This window comes from Aporhodopirellula sallentina SM41, from assembly GCF_000346505.1.
Lineage (GTDB): Bacteria > Planctomycetota > Planctomycetia > Pirellulales > Pirellulaceae > Rhodopirellula > Rhodopirellula sallentina.
Window position 1 is genome coordinate 1 of record NZ_ANOH01000399.1, and the last position, 20,128, is coordinate 20,128.

Sequence of the window (20,128 nt, forward strand, 5' to 3'; positions counted from 1 at the left end):
GCCCCACCCCAAACGTTCGCGGCACGATTGCCGATCTCCCCTTGCCGTACCGCGAACGGGAACGCTCTCTAGAACACATGGGCTCGTTGACGGCGTGTTACCGAGCGACAACTCCCACTTTGAGTTCCCGCAACGCACGATAAGCAGCAACCGGCGCCGACAACTTGGGTTCGAATCCCTCGAGCGCGGACATTACCGGTGCGATGATCTCTTCGTGGAGGTCAAGCTTGCGAAAACCCTTGAGGCAATGATGAGCCACTTTGCAATATTCGAGCGACTTGCAGTCTTTCGCGATGCCACTGAGTGCCGCCGACAACCCGACGTCACCCAAACTGGCGATCCCTTCAGCGGCCAACCAAGCAACCTCATCGTCGGAGTCCGTCATCGCGTGCACCAACGGCAACGCGGCGACAGGATCACCGATTTCAGTGAGAGCCTTCGCGGCTTCCCACCGAACGCGTTTGCGCGGATCGACCAATTCACCGACCAGCGCTCGCACAACATCGGGTCCGCGTTTCGCCACCAAACGGTTCCGGGCTTGCTCACGAATCACTCCATCATCGGAAGCCAAATCTGCCACCCAATTATCGATCGTATTCATGACAAGCCACCACCGTTAGCGTGCGAGAGGAAGAGATTCGCAGGTAGTGCAACTAACAGACCATCACACAACGTCTGCATCGCAGGCCGGCCATCCCCTCGGCACATGCGGTCACCGCAAGCCGAAGTTGTTCGTCAAAGCCAACGTTTCACGGCATTTTATTAACCGACGGGAATCGTCACCAAACGCGAAAAACGTCAACGATTATTAACGGTCGAACCGCCCCAGAGTTTCGTTGAGATGTGCAATAATGCGATTGTGTCACAATTCCCGCACACCCGGAAACGGAGCAAGCACTGATGTCGTTCCAGATCATCGAACACGCCAACGGCAAGATTATCGAAATAGCGATCACCGGCAAACTGTCGGCGGAAGCCTACGAAGCATTCCTTCCAACGATCGAAACCAAGATCAATGAATTTGGCAAAGTGCGAATGCTGGTCATCCTTCATGACTTTCACGGATGGGATGCCGCCGCACTGTGGGAAGACATCAAATTCGACTGGAAACATCACTCGCACATCGAACGACTCGCCTTGGTCGGCGAATCGAAATGGGAAAAAGGAATGGCGACTTTCTGCAAACCATTCACGTCGGCAGATGTTCAATACTTCGAACAATCTCAACTCGAAGAAGCCCGAACCTGGATCACGCAGTAATCGCTTTCGGACCAGCAGACAGCGACCTGGCTACGATCTCTCCCGTCGATCGATGTAGCCTGGTTAACGCCAAACAACCGGGCCGATGAACGACCAGCGACCACTTCGGACAAACAACGCTCAATCATGACCGCCTGCCGGCTCGCCGAACGTACGCGAACGGTTGGTATTTTGATTGAGCGTCGAATGTGGCACGCATTGTGCTTTGCTGTGCCTATCGCTGAGCAACTCGCAATGACCGCGTTATTGAATGCGTTTTGCCCACAATGCAGTTGAGGCGGATAATGCCCCAGTCGCAACCGTGACGGAAGATTCGATGCAAATCGATGGCGGCTTTCTCACAGTGGTTTCAAATTAGTGACATTCAAACTACGACCATTTGAGAGCAGGTATGACATTTTGCGTCGGTATCAAAGTGGAAGAGGGGATCGTTGCGCTCGCTGACACGCGGATCGTGAAAGGCAGCGAGCAAGTCAACAAGCAGAAGCTCGCGGAATTTCAACACGCCGGACAATCCCTCTTCACCATGACCAGCGGATTGCGGTCGGTCCGAGATAAAACACTGACCTACGTCGACGAAACGCTACGCAACGAAGAAAGCACTCGCGATCGCCTCTATCAATTCGCAAATCTGTTCGGCGAACAGCTCCGGCGAGTGAAGACAGAAGACGGTCCATCGCTCGCCGCGACGAACCATTCGTTTAACCTACACGCGATTATTGGCGGTCGTTTGAGCGCAGACGCCAACCCACAGTTGTTCTATCTCTATCCGGAGGGCAACTGGGTCGAAGCGGCCGTCGATTCGCCGTACTTCATGATCGGCCGGACCTACTACGGCAAACCGATTCTCGATCGACTCCTGCGGTTCGACACGCCACTCTCGGTTGCCGTGGCGCTCGCCTTTCTCGCTTTCGATGCGACACGCACGAGCGTTACGGACGTGGACTACCCGGTTGATCTTGCCGTGCTGAGCAACGATGGATCGTCGCCTCGATTCCAACGCTTTACCGAAACCGAACTCGCCCCGATCTCGACGCAGTGGACACACGCACTGACCGAATCGCTTAAACAATTACCCATGCAGTGGGCGGCCCCACTCCTTCCGACACCTATTACCCCATAACATCATGACTGAAATCAGTATCGGCAGCACGCTCGAGTACGACGTGCGGACAACGACCATTTTCCTATTCAAGATCGCTGCCGGATGGACACCACATCAACGCGTCCATAACGAACAGTTGACATTCGATCCGCTGCTCGATGTCGAAGCGTGCCAAGTTGGTGCGGAAGGAAACCGGCTCCACCGAGTCGTTGTCGAACCCTGCCAATTGTCAATTCAATACCAAGCCCAGGTGGAGCTAACGCCCGACATCGATTCGCCCAACACAGTCGGCGAGTCACGTCCCGCGGACATGCCTCCGGAGGTGTTGACCTACATGAACCCGAGTCGTTACTGCGAAAGTGACTTGTTGGGCCGTTTCGCATTTGAGGAGTTCGGCAACCTCCCCAGAGGCTTCAGCCGTGTGCAAGCGATCTGCGATTGGGTCTACAAACAACTCGACTACACCCCGGGAAGCACGAACGCGACGACAACCGCCGCGGATGTTCTCCTGCAACGCACCGGCGTTTGCCGTGACTACGCTCACCTCGCAATCACACTCTGTCGAGGCGTTGGAATCCCTGCGCGATATGTCTCGGGGTACGCTGTCAATCTTCAACCGCCGGACTACCACGGATTCGTCGAAGCGTTCTTAGATGGTCAGTGGTATCTCTTCGATCCGACGCGATTGGCCTCGACGACCGGATTGGTTCGGATCGGTGTGGGGCGTGACGCGGCGGACGTTGCGTTCTCGACGCTCACCGGATCTGCCGTCCTGAAGCAGAAGAACGTCTGGGCCAACTTCGCCGACACCCACCCCAACGCGAACCACGCCTCCGCCGTGTCCATTTCTTAGCGCCAATCCGAGCCCTCATCTGCGAGCCGGCACTGACGGATAGAGCGTTCGTCTCAAATTCGATCTTGACGCGATCGGATCATGGAGCGTGTCCCCCAACCTCAATGCGCAGGCCCCTCGATGCGCAGGCCCCTGATGCGCAGGCCCACAGTGCACTGAAACGCTGCCATTGCGGCAGGCCATCGTTTCCATTGATGCACGGACACCGCTCCGGAAAACAGGCCCGTATTGTGGCGGCTAACGCATCGAAAACGTTATTGACAATCACGTGGCCGATGTCGCCTGACTTCGGCGGCCTGGACTCTGGCGACAACCGCCCACAGGGATCGGACATCTCCCGTTTCAAAATGATCTAACTAACTACCCAGTAAAAGAATAGCCCCGACGATGAGCAAACTGTTTGAACCTCTTTCGATCAAAGATGTCACCCTGCGAAACCGAGTGGCGGTGTCGCCCATGTGCCAATATTCGTCCGACGACGGGTTACCCAACGATTGGCATTTCGTGCACCTCGGCTCTCGCGCGGTCGGCGGTGCCGGCTTGGTTGTCGTGGAAGCTACCGCGGTCTCGCCTGAAGGTCGAATCAGTCCGGCGGATAGCGGAATCTATACCGACGATCACATCGAACCGTTCGCGAAGATCAATCGCTTCATGGAAGAACACGGCGCCGTGCCGGGCATCCAGCTAGCACATGCCGGCCGCAAGGCGAGTGCACGACGTCCATGGGATGGCGACGATTCAATCCCAAACGAAGAAGGCGGTTGGGAGACGATCGCACCATCTGCGATCGCCTTCGGTGACAACCTTCCCAAAACGCCTCGCGAGATGACGATTGATGACATTCAACGCGTCCAAACCAACTTTGTCGATTCGGCCAAACGTGCGCTCGCGGCAGGCTTCCGCTTCCTCGAAATCCATTTTGCCCATGGATACCTCGCTCACGAATTCTATTCCCCCCTCTCCAACAAGCGGGACGACGCCTACGGCGGCAGCTTTGAAAACCGATGCCGCTTTCTCATCGAAACACTGTCCGCCGTTCGTGAGGTATGGCCTGCCAACCTTCCCCTCGCAGCCCGGCTGTCGGTGACCGACTGGACCGAAGGCGGAGTCACCATCGAAGAGTCCATCGAACTCACTCGGAAACTCAAAGACGCCGGACTAGACATGCTCGACGTCAGTCACGGTTTTGTGACGCCCGGTGTCGACAACGTTCCCTGGTCTCCAGGCATGATGCTCCCGCACGCAGATCGCATCCGTCGAGAAGTCGACATCATGACGACCACGAGCTGGCTGATCACCGATGCCAAGCAAGCCGAAAAAGCGATCACCAACAACCAAGTCGACATGGTCATGCTAGGTCGCGAATTGTTGCGTGACCCTTACTGGCCTTATCACGCGGCGAAAGAACTCGGCGACGACACGGCAAACGACATCCTGCCGGTACAGTACGCACGAGCAGTTCAGTAGCGGCACTGGAGAGACCGCTGCGTCCACGGGCGAATCGCTCGAACCGTCTCCGGCGTGAAAAGCGCGTGGGCAAACAACACCAGCGTTCACCGCCGTTCTTAAGAGAACGAGCTCGCTAGAACGAGCGAGCCAGCGTCCAACGGTTGTCGTTGAACCTCACCCAAAGGGTAAAGACGCCTGAGTCTCAACGACAACCTGCCAAGTTGCAGACAGATAAGGGCATTTTGAAATGGGACGTATCCGATCCGTGTAGCTGAATTCACCGAATCCAGGGCATTGAATCCAGGGCACCAAAGTCTGGCGACATCGGCTACGTCTTTTTCAGCAACGCTCTAGCCCTTCGGGTTGGCGGAGTAGTTTGCTTCCGCTTCTTCGTACCCGGCCGCGGCTGCTTTTTCAGATTCTTCCACCATCTGTCGATACTGTTCGATCTCCGAAAGAGACGCCCCTTCAGCAACATTGGTAGGTTCCGAATCTCCGCAACCCACGATAAGTGCCAACCCAAACAGAAGGAATAACATTCTCACTTTAAATGGTCCGTAACTTGAATGAAATCGAATGAACTAATGGGCAAGCGATTACCGCCTTCCGAACCAATACGCCCCATTTTGAGTGCCCCTGATCCGCGATTAACAGCCTTGCCCCCACAACGACGCCCACACAATAGATCCCAGACAACGACTCATGTCACCTGAAATTTCGCCGAGGGCGTCAACACATCGGGTTTGAAACGCGGAAGCGATACAGCACGCTTCCGCGTTCAAATCCAATTCTTTCATGAGAACGCACCGCCGAGATTACGCCAACGGCGGCAACGTTCTCCACACATCGACTAGATTTCTTGGTCGATGACTTCCTTGGCGGCGCGAGTTCCCAACGCACCCCAGAGTCCCATCTTGCTCTTTCCGCCAGGATTGAGCCATTTGTTGATCAACCACTCCGGCCGAGTCGTTGCCGTGTTCGCAGCACCGCTTTCGATCGAATCGGTGATGAACTTCACCGCACCGTCGGCCATGAGGACGTGCACGCCACCTTGGTGACGGCTCGACGCACTCCACCAACCGTCGCCACCGGCGTTGAAGCCCGTGCAGACCGCGCTGTTTGGTGGGTTAGCGGTGAAGAAGCCCGAGAAGCACTGGTTGTAGTGTGCCCAACGGTAACCACGACCGTCGGTTGCACCGGCGGTAGCGTAGGAGCTGTTCCAGAACTGAGGACGCAGCGGATCAATCTCAGGCTCGCAGCGGTTCTTCACTGGCGGGATGTCACGGATCGAGCTCCAACCGGATCCTTCAGACTGGTGGCTCAAAGCCATCGTGCGGTTGTCACGGTCACCGAGGTCAGTCGCAATCTCGCCTGCCGCGATCGTGTTTGCGAGACCATCGAGGATGTCACGGAACCGAGTCTTGTTGACACCACGGAAGACACCGCGCTGCGATGCACGGCACTCTTCGACGAGATTGTCTTTGTGTTGCCAAACGCCACTGACACGTTGGAGGTCTCCCTCAGCACGGTCACAGCAGTCACCCAAGCAAGCTGCATAGTTGGTTCGTCCGAGCGACGGCAAACCTTTGCCCGGGTCGCTCGGGCAGCGAAGCGTCGGAATTTCAGTCGCCCACGGGAAGTAAGCGATGTCTTCGGGAGTCGGCCCCATCGCCGGGAATGGAGCACCGGCGGCACGACGCGCTTGGACCGAACCGCTCGGGTTCGGAGCCGGTGGCGAGTTGCCGAGGGTATCCACATTCATCGGATTGGAGATCTGCTCCCAGATCGCCTGCTGCTCAATGAAAGGGGTCAGACCTACTAAGAAGCTCAGCTTGCTCATGTTCGACACCTCCGACGGACGCCACTGGTTCGCGGTCGTGTTGTCGATGGTACCACCACCATGCACAGGCAATTGCTTGTATGCCGAGTGATAGTTGTGGATCGCCAAACCGATCTGTTTGAAGTTGTTGCTGCAACTCATTCGACGAGCTGCCTCACGAGCGGCTTGAACAGCCGGGAGCAACAACCCGACGAGTACTCCAATAATTGCGATGACAACGAGCAGTTCCACTAGCGTGAAGGCTCGCCGTTTTGGCTGAGAGTGATTCATAGGTACACCTTCCGAAAACGGGCGACAAGGAGAGATAAAGCAGCACAAAGAGGCTGCAACGGCGTGTTAACAACTAACACCCTACCGAACCTTATCGGAGTTCCGTTTTAAACGCGACACTTTTTGGACAATTTCCGTGTTTTTTTGTCCATTTTTCAGCACAGGGAATCTATAGGGCTGAACCACACGAACGAAGGTTGATAGTTGCATATGAAAATGCGGTTATTTTGGCACAGCACATGCATTGAGATGCCGAACTCCGCGCGGAAACCGCTGCCCGGTCGTTCTATTTGAGCAGCGATAAAGTCGCAAACGATTCGCGTCAGAATCAATTCGCACGAAGCGACCGCGCCACCTCCTGCCATTCATCCGGTGAATCTTGACACCGGGAAAGAGATGCAAGCGACTCCCGAGTCACGCCGGACATCAGGTCGCGTTCAGCCCCGTAAATCTCGACCCCACACAATTACTCCTGCCCCTTTTCGGGGCATCGTCTTTGATTGAGGGAGACTGCAAAGAGGGACAGGCACCATTTCGCACCCTCTTCAGCCGGTCGGCGTTCACCGCAATTCACGCGAACCAACCGCGGCCAACGTCGGCCCGGTTCACCCATTGACCGAGGTCTCTCGGATCGAATCTAGTTGTCCCGGGTCAGCACGAGACGATACCGGGGAGAACCGTTGCGAAGCTTATCGAACGCTTCGTTGATTTCGGACATTGGATAAACCTCTGTCATCGGGCGGATATCGTGACGCGCCACGAAATCAAACATCGTCCGAGTCGCCGCGATGCTGCCTGTGGGCGATGAAGACAACGACTTTTGCCCCATGATCATCGGGAAAACGGTCGCTTCGATCTTGGGCGCCGCACCAACCGTATGAAGTTTGCCGTGCGGGGCCAGCGCCGCGATATACGCGTCCCACGGCAATTCGGCATCCGTAGTATTGAGGATCAGATCAAAGTGACCTTTGACTGATTCGAGTGCCCCATCCTCGCCGGTAGCCAGGAAATGATCGGCCCCGAGTTGCCGGGCTTCGTCCTCTTTTGAACGACTCCGCGAAATCGCTGTTACCTCGCATCCCCACGCGTCGCAGAACTGGATCGCCATGTGTCCGAGTCCACCGATTCCCACGATCCCGACTTTTGACGTGGGCGAGAGGTTGTACTGCAGCAATGGATTGAACACCGTCAATCCGCCACACAACAACGGGCCTGCCGAGACCGCGTCGACGCCATCAGGAACTTTGGTCGCCCATCCCCAATGGCAGCGAACCCGGTCAGCAAAACCACCATGTTGATGCGTGATGGTCCCTTCCGCGGTCGGACACAAATTGTGGTCACCCGACATGCATTGGTCGCAGTGCATGCAACTGCGACTGGTCCACCCTAAACCAACGCGGTCGCCTACCTCGAGATGCGGCACATGTTCTCCCATGGCGGCGATTCGTCCAATGACTTCATGCCCACCGACAAACGGATACTGAGTCAACTGCCACTCGTTGTCCAGCATGGAAAGATCGCTGTGACAGATCCCACACGATTCGACTTCGATCTCGACATCGAGTGATTGCAACTCACCTGGGTCATACTCGTAGGTTTCAAACGGACCGCCTTTTTCTTGGGCGGCGTAGGCGTGAATGTTTGACATTAAATTCTCTATGTTTTGTGTTGGAAGCGGCACATTGCTCGAAAGGCACGCTGCTCGAAATGACATTGTTAAAAAGCGTCTAGGGCATCTTGAAATTGGACGTTTCCGATCTGTGTAGCTGACTTCGCCAGCAACCAGGCCACCAAAGTTCGGCGACATCAGCCGAATCGTTTCCCAAACGCACCAGTCTCATACCGCCTCCTACAACGCGGCGATGCACGGTGTAGCAATGCGTAGCACGGCGATGCACGGTGTAGCACGATTCATGCCAGCGAAGACAACAAACCGGCACTTCCGCATTCACGACGCCATAATCACATAGGTGGTGTAGGCAACGAATCCCAACAAAAACACGGCCCCCTCCCCCCTCGAAATGCGACTCCCGGTGAAAAACACGGGCAGACATGCTGCGGCGACCACCACCATTACCGGCATGTCGAAGCGAATCGCGGTGTCGCTAACAGGCACTCCTTCAGGGGCAACCATCGCGGACACACCGAGCACGCATGCGAGGTTAAACAGGTTGCTCCCAACGACATTGCCAACTGCAATCTCACGTTCGCCGCGCACACTCGCGACCACCGAAGTCACCACTTCCGGCAAAGAGGTTCCGGCGGCGACGATCGTCAACCCGATAACCAATTCGCTCACGCCGAACCAAGTTGCGATCGCGACAGCACCGCCGACCAACCACTTCGCCCCCAGTCCCAACAAAACCAATCCGATCGCCACCATCACGACCGGCAATGCGTAGTTGGCCCGAGTCTGTTCGCCGCCCCCATACTCACCGGCAAATTCGGCCTTGACCGAAGACGCCTCCCGCTTCGCCATGCCAATGCAAAACGCGATGTAGCCAAGCAGGCAGACGAACAAAACCACTCCGTCCCATCGGCCGATTCGTCCGTCACTGGCGAACATCCAAACCAACAAAGACGCTCCTATCATCAAAGGGACATCCAATCGTATCAAACGACTCGATACCACCAACGGCGTGATTAGCCCGGAGACGCCGAGAATAAACAACACGTTGAAGATATTGCTGCCCACAACGTTGCCGACCGCCACGTCAGCCGCCCCCGACGTTGCCGCCTGCAGACTGACACCTAGCTCAGGCGCACTGGTACCAAACGCGACCACCGTCAAACCGATCACCAGTGGCGGGATCTTCGCGAGAGCGGCAATGGTCGACGCACCTCGGACCAAGATCTCGCCACCAATGGTCAGCGCGATCAGCCCGAGAAGGATCAGCCCCCAAGAATAGAACTGCTCGTTCATCAAAAACCTATTCAATCAATGCAAGAGAGAGTCAACGCAGGAAAGAGTCAGCACTCAATATTGATGACACTCAATATCGACAACCATCGACAGGCGATCGTGCTTCTACACCGGCCGAATAGGTTTGTTCTCGGTCTCGAAAGACCGAGCTACGTGGATTCACACACAAGAGCAGCCTCTTGCGAGAGTTTAACTCAGCACGCGACGGTCGAATCAGCCGTCTCGATCGTGTCTGACGTCACGGGTGTGGTCACCGGCTTGTCTGCCATACGAGGCACCTCAAACGGAAACACACCTGGCGTGAAATCGAACGGGACGGAGCAACGCGGTGGATCGATCCGATTCAACTTCCAATCCCATCGACGCCAAAACGCCAAACCATTTGCCCACTTTCGGATCGCCGCACGGATTTCCAATGCCATCGGATGACAGGGATCCTCCAACTCGTCAAGCAAATCCAACGCTCCGCTCGGCGAGCCGTTCATCATCAACGCCGTCGCATAGTTCACCTTTAGACTATCGTCGGCTTCCGGTTTCAACACAGTTGTTCCAGGAACCACCGACATCGTTCGAAACAAATCCACCGCTTCGGCGGCATTCCCGATCCGGATCACACACACACCCATGGCCTGGGACACGACAAGTGATCGAGGCAGTGTTCGTAAAGCTTCATGCGCGGCGACATAGTCCTCACGTTGAATCAGCGAGAGCACCTTATTAGGGACACCCATCTTTTCCGCCTGATTGGTGACAGGACCGTTTTCGTGATTGGCAGGTTTTTCATTTCTTGTTTTGGACATACAGATCTCGTTTAACACCGGCTCGGTAAAGCGCATACCGGCCGTAGGGTTGTTGCAAATAAGCTCAAAAAGTCGTTTGGAAACGAACTAGGCTTAAATCTGCAAACGAACCCCGAGCATTACGAGAGACGTCCCATGAGAACCATCGATGCTCGCCATCGACAACGAGCGACGCGACACCGACGTTTCATGAAGGCAGCAAAATTCTGCGAAGACACCAGTCAGTCCCGGCAAGAAGGTGTCAGCCGAACTCGCCCGCCAACGGTACTCCGATTCCGTATACAGTGTGCTCGGCTGAACCGTGTCGGCAACTAGGCAATCGTGCGAGTCCTTCAAACGGGCATCCGCTGAAGACTGAACGACGCCGATCCCCATACCAACGATGCTCGCCCAGAGCAAAAGCCCTTTGAGAACGAGGCCAACGGGTTGTCGGCGTGGGTGCATCGTGAGTGGTTTCCTAAGAAGCGGACGCAAAACCGGCAAGAGCAATGAGCTGCGGCGAATCGGTTTTCTGTCCGGCACTAAATAGAGAGAATCGCGTGGAAGTATTCGAGTGCTCGCTCGCTTTGTCAAGAGAATCTCGAGAGCATTCTGAACGATGATGTGGAACGTAGGGCCGGTTCTTGCCGGCCGATTCGAATTCGTTCGATGGGAACCTGCCCAACATGATTTGCGAAAGTGCTCTCACGTTTCTTTCGGGCGATCACTTTTCCATGTCGCCTAGCTGCAAATTCAACGCACCGATCGACATCCGAATCTCCCACAACGAAATCGCCAGCGACCCTACCATCAGTATCAAACTCAATCCAAAAACGGCTTTCCCGATCCAGACTTGCCCGGCAAAGAGCAGTCCCATGCAGATGGTGCACGACAACAGGCTGGCAACACCGAGCGTCTGCATGTCTCGAATCAAGTGAACTCGTTTTCGCAGATTCACGATCTGAGCCGCCGCCACCGGATCGGATGTTTCCTGGTACTCGCGGTGCAGCGCACGGATCACAGTCGCCAATGCCAAAAAACGGTTCGTATAGGCCAGCAACAACAACGAGATCGTCGAGAACAAGAGTGCCGGCGTGGTGAGATCAATCGACATCGTCTGGGCTCATTTGCGTGCGTTGGGAACTCCGCGTCATTGTCCCGACACGGCAAGCGAAAACCGAATGCCACCCATAAAACGTCCCGATTGTCTCGCCCGCAGCGTTAGGCATCCTGAGGCAATCGCGATTGGAAGTCGGTCCAGAATGCGCGTTCGCTCTCGTAGCGGTGCTCGCTCATGGTGCTTTTGAAATAGTCGAGGTAGTCAATCCATTCCTGAGCGGCCTGTTGGTACGAGTAGCCTTCCTCGAGCATCGGGTTGCGGAAATCAGGATCCCCCGGTTCGACCTGATGCGAAAACGTGCCGTCGGAATTGAGATGGATGTTCGCCAAAAGCACAGGCATCTTCATGTGAAGAACATGCAGCGACCGGTCCATCTCCGACAATCCCGCCGTGGCAGCGTCAAAGGCATCAGCGACCGGTTTAGGCGTTGTGCTATCGGGAAAACGGATACCGTAAGCAAGCCCGGATTGAGTCAAACCATCACGATTCAAGTCGACCTGTGCGGCCGGTGGAATCAGCAGATTCAATGCCCCCTCCTCGGTCAACGAATTGACGTCGATTGAATCGGCGAGCCAGTGAACATTCTGCACCGTTTTCAGTTCATCGGTTGATAGAGTGTTGAGAAAGGACTTCGGGTCCGCATAGCCACCTTCGCGGTACGCTCGGTCGATCACCACCGCAAACTTCCCACCCAATTCGGCCGGGTCTTCCGCGTTGCGGTAACGTCCGACTCGTTCGAGTTGATACCAACCATCCCACGCGTCACGAATTTGCTCATCTAACGGGGCATCGGACGTGATCGGATCAGCCGTTTCATATCCCGCGATGCCCACCGACTCGAGCACTTCACTGAAGACGCTCTGCAGCTCTTTCTGTTCTTCGTAGCGTTTCTGTTGAAACGGACTTCTCGCCGAGTTGACTTCACCAATCTGCATCGTTTGACCGCCCCCGTCGTCTTCTGCTCGCGTCGTTATAATCCGAACAACCAATATGTCTTTTCGGCAAACTGTTCCACTCCGCTTGAGCAAAGACACCAAAGCCAATGCCGATGACTCCGAAACGAAATGCACATCCGATCACCGATCCGGTGATTCGCCCGCTGCGAGCCTCGGATGCTGAGGCGTGTTTGTCCCTTTTTCGCGATACTGTTCATCGGATCAATCGACGCGACTATTCGCAGGCCCAACTCGACGCGTGGGCCCCGCAGAGCATCGACGCAGCCGCGTGGGAGGCACGATTTAGTGATCACATCGCCTATGTATCCGTACTCTCGCAGTCGATTATCGGGTTCGCGGACATGTCCAAGACCGGACATCTCGACCGCCTCGTTGTCTCCGCCGATCATCAACGCCACGGCATCGCAAGGGAACTGACCAAGCGATTAATCGAACACGCCCGCGAACTCCGCTGCGAAAGCGTCACCACCGATGCCAGCATCACCGCCAAACCGTTTTTCGAGGCGATGGGTTTCAACGTGGTAAAACAGCAAACGGTCGAGAGAGCCGGTGTTTCGCTGACTAATTTTCGCATGAGACTTCCGCTCGAGGGACCGCCCCCCCGAGAGACGACGACGAATCAGCAGCATGATGATCCGGCAGATTGAAGCTGTTTTCGAAACACAACGTCGCGTCCTGGGTTACATCTCGGACCGGCAAAACATCCCAAACCGAAGAAGCAAACATGACTCCCCGCGCTGCCCACCTGACTCTCACCACCGTGCTGCTGATCGGCGCCGCTGTTTTTGGAAATACAACGCACGCGCAAAACCGCGCCGAGACCTCACCGGATCGCCCGCGCACACCACGGGGTCTCGACGGTGTTTCGTTTTCTCGCAACCTTGCCTACATCGAGAACGGGCATGATCGGCAACGACTCGACCTGTACGTTCCCGAATCTTCCGAACCGTTGCCACTGATCATTTGGATCCATGGTGGCGGTTGGCAGGCAGGCAACAAAGCGTCTTGCCCGCCGGCCCGTAATGGTTTCGCTGAGCGCGGTTACGCGGTCGCCAGTATCGGATATCGGCTCAGCGGTCACGCGACATTCCCCGCCCAAATCAAAGATTGCAAAGCCGCGATCAGTTGGCTCCGACAGAACGCCGAAAAGTTCAACCTCGACGTGGAACGTTTCGGGGTTTGGGGCAGTTCCGCGGGAGGACATTTGGCGGCGATGGTGGGCACAACCGGCGAAGTCAGCGAATTCGGATCAGGCCCGTCCTCACCGTTTCCTAGCCACGTTCGGGCGGTATGCGATTTCTACGGGCCCACAGACTTCCATGCTTTCGTTACCGCACCCGAGTACGAAAGCCACGCGGCGAAAAGGTCGCCCGAGTCAAAACTGATTGGCGCCCCTGTTTTGGAATCACCCGAAGCGGTCAAAAAGGTGAATCCGATCACCTACGTCACCAACGACGATCCGCCATTCTTGATCGTGCATGGCGACCAAGACAAAACGGTTCCGATCAACCAGAGCGAATTGTTATTCGAAGCACTTCAAAAAGCCGGCGTGAGCGTGCGTTTCCACACCATCCATGGCGCAGGTCATGGCGGCCCCGCATTTTCAGAACCGGACATTGCCAAGATGGTCGAGAACTTTTTCGACCAGCAACTAAAAGGCACCGCCGCGGAAAATCCAGTGGTACAACCCGGAACCGCGAAACGGACCGCAAGCAACGCTTCGGCGAGTCGGCAAGCCCGACGGACCAACAATCGATCAACACCAAACGCTCCCCTGAGTTGGGATGCGGTGATTGACCGGTTGGACGCCAATGACGACGGCAAAATCGCCAAAGAAGAATTCCGCGGCGGCCCCAACCTCTTCCAACGCATCGACCGCAACCGGGACGGTTTCATCACGCAGAAAGAACACGAGTCCGCGATGGAGTTTCTCGGACGAGCGGGACGGTGACGAGTCCGGTTTCCCTTCGCTGGCTAGCCAGAATTCAGGAAACCGAAGTCTGGCGACATCGGCTACATTGGTTTGAAAACACTCGAGGCCGATGGGCGAGCGATTGGTTGCGTGCGATCCCTTGCTAGCCGGGCTGTTGACTTATTCGTTTAACGGGCAGCCAAAGGCGACCTACTTGCCAATGCGCGTCGCCTACGGCTACCGGTTAAACGAAAACAGGTTGACTCTTGATCAAATCAACAGTCCGTAGCGAGGCGGGCTAGAAAATCAATGAGTGGGGAACGCCGGTCGGCTATTCGAACTCGATCAACACCTGGCCGACTTTGACGGGATCGCCGGCGGCGTGGTTGATCTTTTTGATCGTGCCTGCGATCGGGGCCGTGATAACGGTTTCCATCTTCATCGCTTCGAGCACCATCAGGGTTTCGTCCGCATCGATCGTTTGGCCCGGTTCGGCATCGACTCGAATCACAACACCCGATATCGGGCTGCGGCAAGCCTTTGACTCGTCATCGACCTTCTCATCGGCACCTGACGCCGAAGCGGGTGCTGCCGCAACCGGTGCGGGAGCCTGGTAACTGGCGTTGGGTGGAACGAAGCCAGGTTGTGGTTGTTCCGGCGCGGCGACGTCGACTTCGACCTCATACGTCTCACCGTCGACCTTGATAGTGAATTTCATCGAAAGTTGCCTTAACGTTTCAGGGCGTGAGAGGCTTGGATGGTGGCGCGGCCTTGGTGTGCCCAAGATTCCGAACTGATCAAACGGATCTGACGAATCCGTGGCTTCACCCCGAGGTAAGCCGCGATGGTGCTCGACAAGATGCAAACGAGTTCTTCAGTGATGACACGTTTGGGCTGGTTCGCCTCCAACGCGTCAATGCGACTGCGCAGCTCTCGCACCTCGTCATTCAACGAACGTAGCAGTTGCAGCATTTCGTCTTGTTTTATTTCGTCCATGGTTCCCTACAGCGGAATGAGGCCGTGTTTCTTCGGTGGGCGTTGGTCACGTTTGTTCTTCAAGTACTCGAGAGCCCGAGCAATGTGTTTGCGGGTATCGGCCGGTTCGATGATATCATCAACGAGTCGACGTCCCGCGGCGACGTACGGCGATGCGAACGCGTCTCGATACTCTTGGATTAACTCGGCGCGTCGGGTGGCTTTGTCTTCGGCTTCCGCCATCTCTTTGCGAAACACAATTTCAACCGCACCTTCGGCTCCCATCACCGCGATCTCTGCGGTTGGCCATGCGAACACGCAGTCGGCGGCGATGTCTCGTGAGCACATCGCCACATGAGCACCACCGTATGATTTGCGAAGGATTAACTGGATCATCGGCACCGTGGCGGCCGAGTACGCGAACAGTAACTTGGCCCCGTTGCGAATGATGCCGTTGTGTTCCTGTTCCACGCCCGGCAAATAACCGGGCACGTCGACCATCGTCACCATCGGCAGGTTGAAGGCGTTACAGAATCGAATGAACCGAGCGGCTTTGTTGGCAGCCTGATTATTGATCGCCCCCGCGAGGACCGCCGGTTGGTTAGCGATGATGCCAATCGTGTTCCCAAGAATCCGAGCAAAACCGATCACCATGTTCGGTGCGTGGCCCGCCTGAACTTCGAGGAAATCACCGCGATCGACAACTCCTGCGATGACCTGCCGGACGTCATATCCGACTTTCGGATCAACGGGAACGATCTTGTTAAGTTCTGGATTCGGGTCGACACCTTCGTCACCAGGAACGTACGGCGCCTCTTCCAAATTGTTTGACGGCAGGAAGCTCAACAAACGGCGGCAGATGTGCAACGCGTCGTCATCATCCTCGGCGACAAAGTGCACGACGCCCGAATGTGCCATATGCGAGTCGGCGCCACCGAGTGCTTCGGCCGTGATGTCTTCGCCGGTAACCTGTTTGATCACCTGAGGTCCGGTGATAAACATTTGAGCCTTGCGAGTCTGGATAATAAAGTCCGTCAGCGCTGGTGAGTACGCGGCACCACCGGCACAAGGACCACAGATCAAAGAAATTTGCGGCACGGCCCCGGACAAAAGCACGTTGCTGTGAAAGACCTGCCCGTAACCTGAGAGCGAGTCGATGCCCTCCTGAACGCGAGCACCACCGGAATCGTTGATGAACACAAACGGGCTGCCGGTTTTCAGCGAGCGATGCATCGCGTCGGCTACCTTCAGTGAGTGCACCTCACCGGCGGAGCCACCGAGAACCGAAAAATCTTGACTCGCCAGGTGAATCAACCGCCCATCGATCGATGCCGCACCGGTCACCACACCATCGGCAGGTGCGGACTTGGTGAGCATGCCGAATTTCGTTTGGCGGTGCCGAGCGAACAGTCCGAACTCTTCGAAACTTTCATTGTCGACGAGCCCACCGATCCGTTCGCGGGCGGTCATCTTGCCCTGAGAATGTTGCTTCTCATGCCGAGACTCGCCACCACCGCTCTCGGTCTCGGCGCGGCGTTCGTGCAACTCCGCGATGAGATCATCCATTGTTTTTCCGCCGGGTGCCGTCGTTTTATTGTCGTTGCTTGAAGTTGCCATAAGACTGACTAGCTCGAACTTTGCATTGAAAAGTGAAACGTCCCCCGGAACCGCCGGGGAGCAGTGTCGTGTCTACCTGTGCCGTTTTGGCCTGCGCTGTTTAGGCCTGTGCCGTCTAGGAATGAGTGCCGATCGCAATCAGACCTCGTCTAGGTCGAATAACGCCATCGCGTTCAAACGTCACATCAAACCTCGGTCGGCTCGATCGAAACCTTGTGAACGCGGTTATTGAGTTTGACGTCGTACTTCACCGGCCCGGTGATGCCGTTGCGTTTTGCCGCCGCTTTGGCATCCGCCTCGGCGACCTGTTCCGGTGTTTGGCTGAGGTTCTTCGGTCCCTCGTCGCGAGTCTTGAAGAATCCCGGTGCCACCTGCGGGAACATGGCGTACGTTAGGACGTCCTCATCGCTGCCGTTGAAACCTTCGAGTTTTCCAGCCTGCCCTTTCAGTTCGCCCCATTCGGGTTTGAGCATATCGGCGGGACGACAAGTAATCGGTTCTTTCTTTGCGTGTTTGGACGAGGCTTCAATGATTTCGGGATCACGATCGGCGATCGTTTCGCCGTAGTAGCCCAGCATCAAATCAGCGAACTCACCGGTGAGAACTTTGAACTGTCCCATCAAGACATTGAACACAGCCTGCGTGCCGACGATTTGGCTCGACGGTGTGACCAGTGGCGGGTAGCCGGCGACTTTACGAACCCTCGGTACTTCTTCGAGCACTTCGTTGATCCGATCGGCGGCGCCCTGCTGGCCGAGTTGGCTTTCCATGTTGGAAATCATCCCGCCGGGAATTTGACTGTCGAAGATATCAGTTTCGACGCCGATGAACTTCGACTCAAACTCCGCATAGCGAGGGCGGATTTTTGCAAAGTGTTCTTTGACTTTCTTCAAACGCGACTTATCCAATCGCGTGTGATATTCGGTGCCTTCGAGCATCTCGACCAAAGCCTCGGTCGGGTTGTGTCCAGGCCCGAGACTCAGAGAGGAAATGCTGGTATCGACGATGTCAGCTCCGGCCTCGATCGCTTTCATCAAACTAACCAACGTCACGCCGGTCGTTGAGTGAGCGTGAACGTGAATGAGCATGTCATCGCCGCAGGCTTCTTTGATCCCTTTGACGATGTCATAAGCGGGCTGCGGTTTCAACAACGCGGCCATGTCCTTGATGCAGATCGAGTCGCACCCCATGTCCTGCAGTCGTTTGCCCATCTCGACGAATTTGTCGATCGTGTGCAGCGGGCTCGTCGTGTAGCAGATCGTGCCTTCGGCGTGTTTGCCGGTTTTCCGCACCGCGGTCATCGCACGTTCGAGGTTTCGAATATCGTTCAACGCATCGAAGACTCGAAAAACGTCCATGCCGTTCTCGGCCGACTTGTCGACAAACCGATCAACGACTTCGTCTTGGTAGTGACGATAGCCGAGAAGGTTTTGTGCCCGCAGCAACATCTGCAACCGCGAGTTGGGAAGAAGTTTGCGGAACGTTCGCAATCTCTCCCACGGGTCTTCATTGAGAAAGCGAATGCAAGAGTCGTATGTTGCCCCGCCCCAGCACTCCACGCTCCAGTAGCCGGCTTGATCAATGTCTTCACAGATGGGGACCATGTCCTCCATCGCCATCCGCGTCGCTAAGATGCTTTGATGACCGTCGCGTAAGACTAACTCGGTTACTTCGACGCCACGTGACATGAACGGTACTCCTTCATGGATTCGATAGTTTTCGTCTGCAAAAGATCATGACAATCCTGCAAACCACAAGCAACCGACAGTTGCCTTAAAACACGCGATTTGTGCATGGGCATATCGACGCACGCATTCAGAGATCCGCCTCTTCGTCGAGTCCTTTTGCCCCTTCACTTTCGATGACTGGGTTTTTGTGGATTCCAGAAAGCGGACATCTTGGATAAACTGTCGCACGTGAGGAGCGAGCCGCCGCATCGGCCCGTCTGTTTTTACCGCTTGTTTTGATACCACTCCTACGACTCTACCGCACCGGCTCGGGATCGCTTCAGCGACCGATATGCGCTGCGCTGCTCGCAGTGATGATCATCGGTGTCGTCGGCCTGCCACTGACCGCACCCCGGCCGTCGACGACGGAACGCTTCCCGTGCGAGAATTGCCCCTGCGGTTGTGCCACCGCTGACTTCTGTTGGGACAAGTGTTGCTGCCATACCGATGCGGAAAAACTCACCTGGGCTGCGGAAAATGGCGTCCAGCCGCCCGCATTCCTCATCGCACGAGCGAACCAGACGGCCCCGCAAGCGAACACGGTGGCGCGATCCGAACCTTCTCAAAAGGCCGCGAACTGCTGTTGCTGCAGCAGCAATGCCGCCACTCGCAAAGCCCCCGCGAGCGATCCGGTTCACGAAACCGAGGAAGCGTCACTGTGCTCCTCAACACGCTCCTCAACACGCTCCTCAACACGCTCTTCAACACAAAACAACTCGAAAACAGTCTCGACCTGCGAAAGCTCGACCTGCGAAAGCTCGACCTGCGAAAGCGACGCCTCACCCCCCAACGCAAAAGCGGCCAACGCCAATACTGCCGCCGTCCCATCGAACAACACTGCCAACGATGACGATGCGGTAGCCTACGAAGACGCTGAAAACAGCATCCGGTTGGTCCTGCTCGAAGACGCCGCGCGATGCCGCGGCATCGACATGATCTGGTCGATCTTCTCTGAGGCGGTCGTCGAATCGCCGCCGGTCACGGTGGCATCGACTACGCCATGGCTGCTGTTTCTTCTCGCGATCGAGAACGATTGCGTTGCTTCTCGGACACTCTGTCCCGACCCTCCGGTTCCCTAGCACGGACGTGATCTCCATGACGTGCTAACCGATCGCTCCTGCGTATCGGTACCGGCGTGTCATCTCTTTACGTGATTCGGTGCAGCCATCGCGACCCCTGCGCGGATCGATCGGTGTGTCATCTCTGCCCGCACCCTGTGTGCAGCGGACGGTGATGCGTTTGCCGCTTGTCGGCATCACACGGATCGTCTGCGCAACCGTTCTGCCATGGTTGTCGATCAAACAACACCGCTGCCGCGCAGGTGCTCCGGAGTCTTGCTCCT

At 56.2% G+C, this 20,128-nt stretch carries 20 protein-coding genes; 7 read left to right on the forward strand and 13 right to left on the reverse strand.

All coding sequences use genetic code 11. The features are described 5' to 3' along the window. Nucleotides 1-97: 97 nt before the first annotated feature. A complete protein-coding gene (locus RSSM_RS25525; RefSeq protein ID WP_008686655.1) occupies nucleotides 98-601 on the reverse strand; it encodes a HEAT repeat domain-containing protein in 504 nt (167 codons plus the stop codon). A gap of 299 nt (nucleotides 602-900) precedes the next feature. On the opposite strand from RSSM_RS25525, the gene RSSM_RS25530 reads away from it, so the two are divergent. The 4 genes from RSSM_RS25530 to RSSM_RS25545 all read left to right on the forward strand — a co-directional run bounded on the left by RSSM_RS25530 (nucleotide 901) and on the right by RSSM_RS25545 (nucleotide 4,685). Further along, nucleotides 901-1,260 (forward strand): SpoIIAA family protein, encoded by a 360-nt coding sequence (locus RSSM_RS25530; RefSeq protein WP_008686657.1) that lies wholly within the window; start codon nucleotides 901-903, stop codon nucleotides 1,258-1,260. A gap of 391 nt (nucleotides 1,261-1,651) precedes the next feature. Further along, the gene (locus RSSM_RS25535; RefSeq protein WP_008686659.1) at nucleotides 1,652-2,383 is read left to right on the forward strand and encodes a proteasome-type protease; all 732 of its coding nucleotides are present in this window, start codon (nucleotides 1,652-1,654) and stop codon (nucleotides 2,381-2,383) included. 4 nt (nucleotides 2,384-2,387) lie between these two features. After that, nucleotides 2,388-3,218: a transglutaminase domain-containing protein gene (locus RSSM_RS25540; RefSeq protein ID WP_008686660.1), complete on the forward strand. Its 831-nt coding sequence runs from the start codon at nucleotides 2,388-2,390 to the stop codon at nucleotides 3,216-3,218. Between the two features lie 387 nt (nucleotides 3,219-3,605). Continuing rightward, nucleotides 3,606-4,685 carry an NADH:flavin oxidoreductase/NADH oxidase gene (locus RSSM_RS25545; RefSeq protein WP_008686661.1) on the forward strand — a complete coding sequence of 360 codons (1,080 nt, stop codon included), beginning with the start codon at nucleotides 3,606-3,608 and terminating at the stop codon, nucleotides 4,683-4,685. Between the two features lie 332 nt (nucleotides 4,686-5,017). Here RSSM_RS25545 and RSSM_RS25550 read toward each other — a convergent pair whose 3' ends face one another. The 8 genes from RSSM_RS25550 to RSSM_RS25585 all read right to left on the reverse strand — a co-directional run bounded on the left by RSSM_RS25550 (nucleotide 5,018) and on the right by RSSM_RS25585 (nucleotide 12,588). Then, on the reverse strand, nucleotides 5,018-5,206 hold the full coding sequence (locus tag RSSM_RS25550) for a hypothetical protein (RefSeq protein WP_044303643.1): 189 nt from the start codon (nucleotides 5,204-5,206) through the stop codon (nucleotides 5,018-5,020). Between the two features lie 311 nt (nucleotides 5,207-5,517). Continuing rightward, nucleotides 5,518-6,777 (reverse strand): DUF1559 domain-containing protein, encoded by a 1,260-nt coding sequence (locus tag RSSM_RS25555; RefSeq protein ID WP_044303644.1) that lies wholly within the window; start codon nucleotides 6,775-6,777, stop codon nucleotides 5,518-5,520. A gap of 637 nt (nucleotides 6,778-7,414) precedes the next feature. Continuing rightward, nucleotides 7,415-8,425: an NADPH-dependent aldehyde reductase Ahr gene (ahr, locus tag RSSM_RS25560; RefSeq protein ID WP_008686665.1), complete on the reverse strand. Its 1,011-nt coding sequence runs from the start codon at nucleotides 8,423-8,425 to the stop codon at nucleotides 7,415-7,417. A gap of 300 nt (nucleotides 8,426-8,725) precedes the next feature. Continuing rightward, nucleotides 8,726-9,700, reverse strand: a complete 975-nt coding sequence (locus tag RSSM_RS25565) for a calcium/sodium antiporter (protein WP_008686666.1) — start codon at nucleotides 9,698-9,700, stop codon at nucleotides 8,726-8,728. A gap of 194 nt (nucleotides 9,701-9,894) precedes the next feature. Further along, entirely contained in the window at nucleotides 9,895-10,500 is a 606-nt protein-coding gene (locus RSSM_RS25570; protein WP_008686667.1) for a tetratricopeptide repeat protein, read from the reverse strand. 93 nt (nucleotides 10,501-10,593) lie between these two features. After that, nucleotides 10,594-10,944: a hypothetical protein gene (locus RSSM_RS25575; RefSeq protein WP_144060116.1), complete on the reverse strand. Its 351-nt coding sequence runs from the start codon at nucleotides 10,942-10,944 to the stop codon at nucleotides 10,594-10,596. A 259-nt stretch (nucleotides 10,945-11,203) separates the two neighbouring features. Beyond that, nucleotides 11,204-11,593 carry a DUF2721 domain-containing protein gene (locus RSSM_RS25580; protein ID WP_008686669.1) on the reverse strand — a complete coding sequence of 130 codons (390 nt, stop codon included), beginning with the start codon at nucleotides 11,591-11,593 and terminating at the stop codon, nucleotides 11,204-11,206. 107 nt (nucleotides 11,594-11,700) lie between these two features. Next, a complete protein-coding gene (locus RSSM_RS25585; RefSeq protein WP_236621384.1) occupies nucleotides 11,701-12,588 on the reverse strand; it encodes a hypothetical protein in 888 nt (295 codons plus the stop codon). Between the two features lie 59 nt (nucleotides 12,589-12,647). On the opposite strand from RSSM_RS25585, the gene RSSM_RS25590 reads away from it, so the two are divergent. Continuing rightward, on the forward strand, nucleotides 12,648-13,202 hold the full coding sequence (locus tag RSSM_RS25590) for a GNAT family N-acetyltransferase (protein ID WP_008686670.1): 555 nt from the start codon (nucleotides 12,648-12,650) through the stop codon (nucleotides 13,200-13,202). Nucleotides 13,203-13,279: 77 nt separating this feature from the next. After that, on the forward strand, nucleotides 13,280-14,506 hold the full coding sequence (locus tag RSSM_RS25595) for an alpha/beta hydrolase fold domain-containing protein (protein ID WP_144060117.1): 1,227 nt from the start codon (nucleotides 13,280-13,282) through the stop codon (nucleotides 14,504-14,506). 292 nt (nucleotides 14,507-14,798) lie between these two features. Here the strand turns inward: RSSM_RS25595 and RSSM_RS25600 are convergent, their stop codons facing one another. From RSSM_RS25600 to RSSM_RS25615, 4 genes are all read right to left on the reverse strand, one after another. Continuing rightward, nucleotides 14,799-15,185 carry an acetyl-CoA carboxylase biotin carboxyl carrier protein subunit gene (locus RSSM_RS25600; protein ID WP_008686674.1) on the reverse strand — a complete coding sequence of 129 codons (387 nt, stop codon included), beginning with the start codon at nucleotides 15,183-15,185 and terminating at the stop codon, nucleotides 14,799-14,801. An 11-nt stretch (nucleotides 15,186-15,196) separates the two neighbouring features. Further along, on the reverse strand, nucleotides 15,197-15,463 hold the full coding sequence (locus tag RSSM_RS25605; protein WP_008686675.1) for a hypothetical protein: 267 nt from the start codon (nucleotides 15,461-15,463) through the stop codon (nucleotides 15,197-15,199). Nucleotides 15,464-15,469: 6 nt separating this feature from the next. Next, nucleotides 15,470-17,008 (reverse strand): acyl-CoA carboxylase subunit beta, encoded by a 1,539-nt coding sequence (locus tag RSSM_RS25610; protein ID WP_144060118.1) that lies wholly within the window; start codon nucleotides 17,006-17,008, stop codon nucleotides 15,470-15,472. Nucleotides 17,009-17,244: 236 nt separating this feature from the next. Further along, a complete protein-coding gene (locus RSSM_RS25615; RefSeq protein ID WP_008686677.1) occupies nucleotides 17,245-18,747 on the reverse strand; it encodes a methylmalonyl-CoA carboxytransferase subunit 5S in 1,503 nt (500 codons plus the stop codon). Between the two features lie 275 nt (nucleotides 18,748-19,022). Between RSSM_RS25615 and RSSM_RS25620 the strand changes: the two genes are divergently transcribed. Beyond that, a complete protein-coding gene (locus RSSM_RS25620; RefSeq protein WP_236621385.1) occupies nucleotides 19,023-19,865 on the forward strand; it encodes a hypothetical protein in 843 nt (280 codons plus the stop codon). Nucleotides 19,866-20,128: the final 263 nt, after the last annotated feature.

Excerpts from the sequence above, each read along its gene's own strand:
- ahr (WP_008686665.1), bottom strand. The coding sequence starts at position 8,425 with ATGTCAAACATTCACGCCTACGCCGCCCAAGAAAAAGGCGGTCCGTTT.
- RSSM_RS25595 (WP_144060117.1), top strand. The coding sequence starts at position 13,280 with ATGACTCCCCGCGCTGCCCACCTGACTCTCACCACCGTGCTGCTGATC.
- RSSM_RS25570 (WP_008686667.1), bottom strand. The coding sequence starts at position 10,500 with ATGTCCAAAACAAGAAATGAAAAACCTGCCAATCACGAAAACGGTCCT.
- RSSM_RS25525 (WP_008686655.1), bottom strand. The coding sequence starts at position 601 with ATGAATACGATCGATAATTGGGTGGCAGATTTGGCTTCCGATGATGGA.
- RSSM_RS25565 (WP_008686666.1), bottom strand. The coding sequence starts at position 9,700 with ATGAACGAGCAGTTCTATTCTTGGGGGCTGATCCTTCTCGGGCTGATC.
- RSSM_RS25540 (WP_008686660.1), top strand. The coding sequence starts at position 2,388 with ATGACTGAAATCAGTATCGGCAGCACGCTCGAGTACGACGTGCGGACA.
- RSSM_RS25580 (WP_008686669.1), bottom strand. The coding sequence starts at position 11,593 with ATGTCGATTGATCTCACCACGCCGGCACTCTTGTTCTCGACGATCTCG.
- RSSM_RS25605 (WP_008686675.1), bottom strand. The coding sequence starts at position 15,463 with ATGGACGAAATAAAACAAGACGAAATGCTGCAACTGCTACGTTCGTTG.
- RSSM_RS25590 (WP_008686670.1), top strand. The coding sequence starts at position 12,648 with ATGACTCCGAAACGAAATGCACATCCGATCACCGATCCGGTGATTCGC.
- RSSM_RS25535 (WP_008686659.1), top strand. The coding sequence starts at position 1,652 with ATGACATTTTGCGTCGGTATCAAAGTGGAAGAGGGGATCGTTGCGCTC.
- RSSM_RS25615 (WP_008686677.1), bottom strand. The coding sequence starts at position 18,747 with ATGTCACGTGGCGTCGAAGTAACCGAGTTAGTCTTACGCGACGGTCAT.
- RSSM_RS25550 (WP_044303643.1), bottom strand. The coding sequence starts at position 5,206 with ATGTTATTCCTTCTGTTTGGGTTGGCACTTATCGTGGGTTGCGGAGAT.
- RSSM_RS25610 (WP_144060118.1), bottom strand. The coding sequence starts at position 17,008 with ATGGATGATCTCATCGCGGAGTTGCACGAACGCCGCGCCGAGACCGAG.
- RSSM_RS25530 (WP_008686657.1), top strand. The coding sequence starts at position 901 with ATGTCGTTCCAGATCATCGAACACGCCAACGGCAAGATTATCGAAATA.
- RSSM_RS25600 (WP_008686674.1), bottom strand. The coding sequence starts at position 15,185 with ATGAAATTCACTATCAAGGTCGACGGTGAGACGTATGAGGTCGAAGTC.
- RSSM_RS25555 (WP_044303644.1), bottom strand. The coding sequence starts at position 6,777 with ATGAATCACTCTCAGCCAAAACGGCGAGCCTTCACGCTAGTGGAACTG.
- RSSM_RS25575 (WP_144060116.1), bottom strand. The coding sequence starts at position 10,944 with ATGCACCCACGCCGACAACCCGTTGGCCTCGTTCTCAAAGGGCTTTTG.
- RSSM_RS25545 (WP_008686661.1), top strand. The coding sequence starts at position 3,606 with ATGAGCAAACTGTTTGAACCTCTTTCGATCAAAGATGTCACCCTGCGA.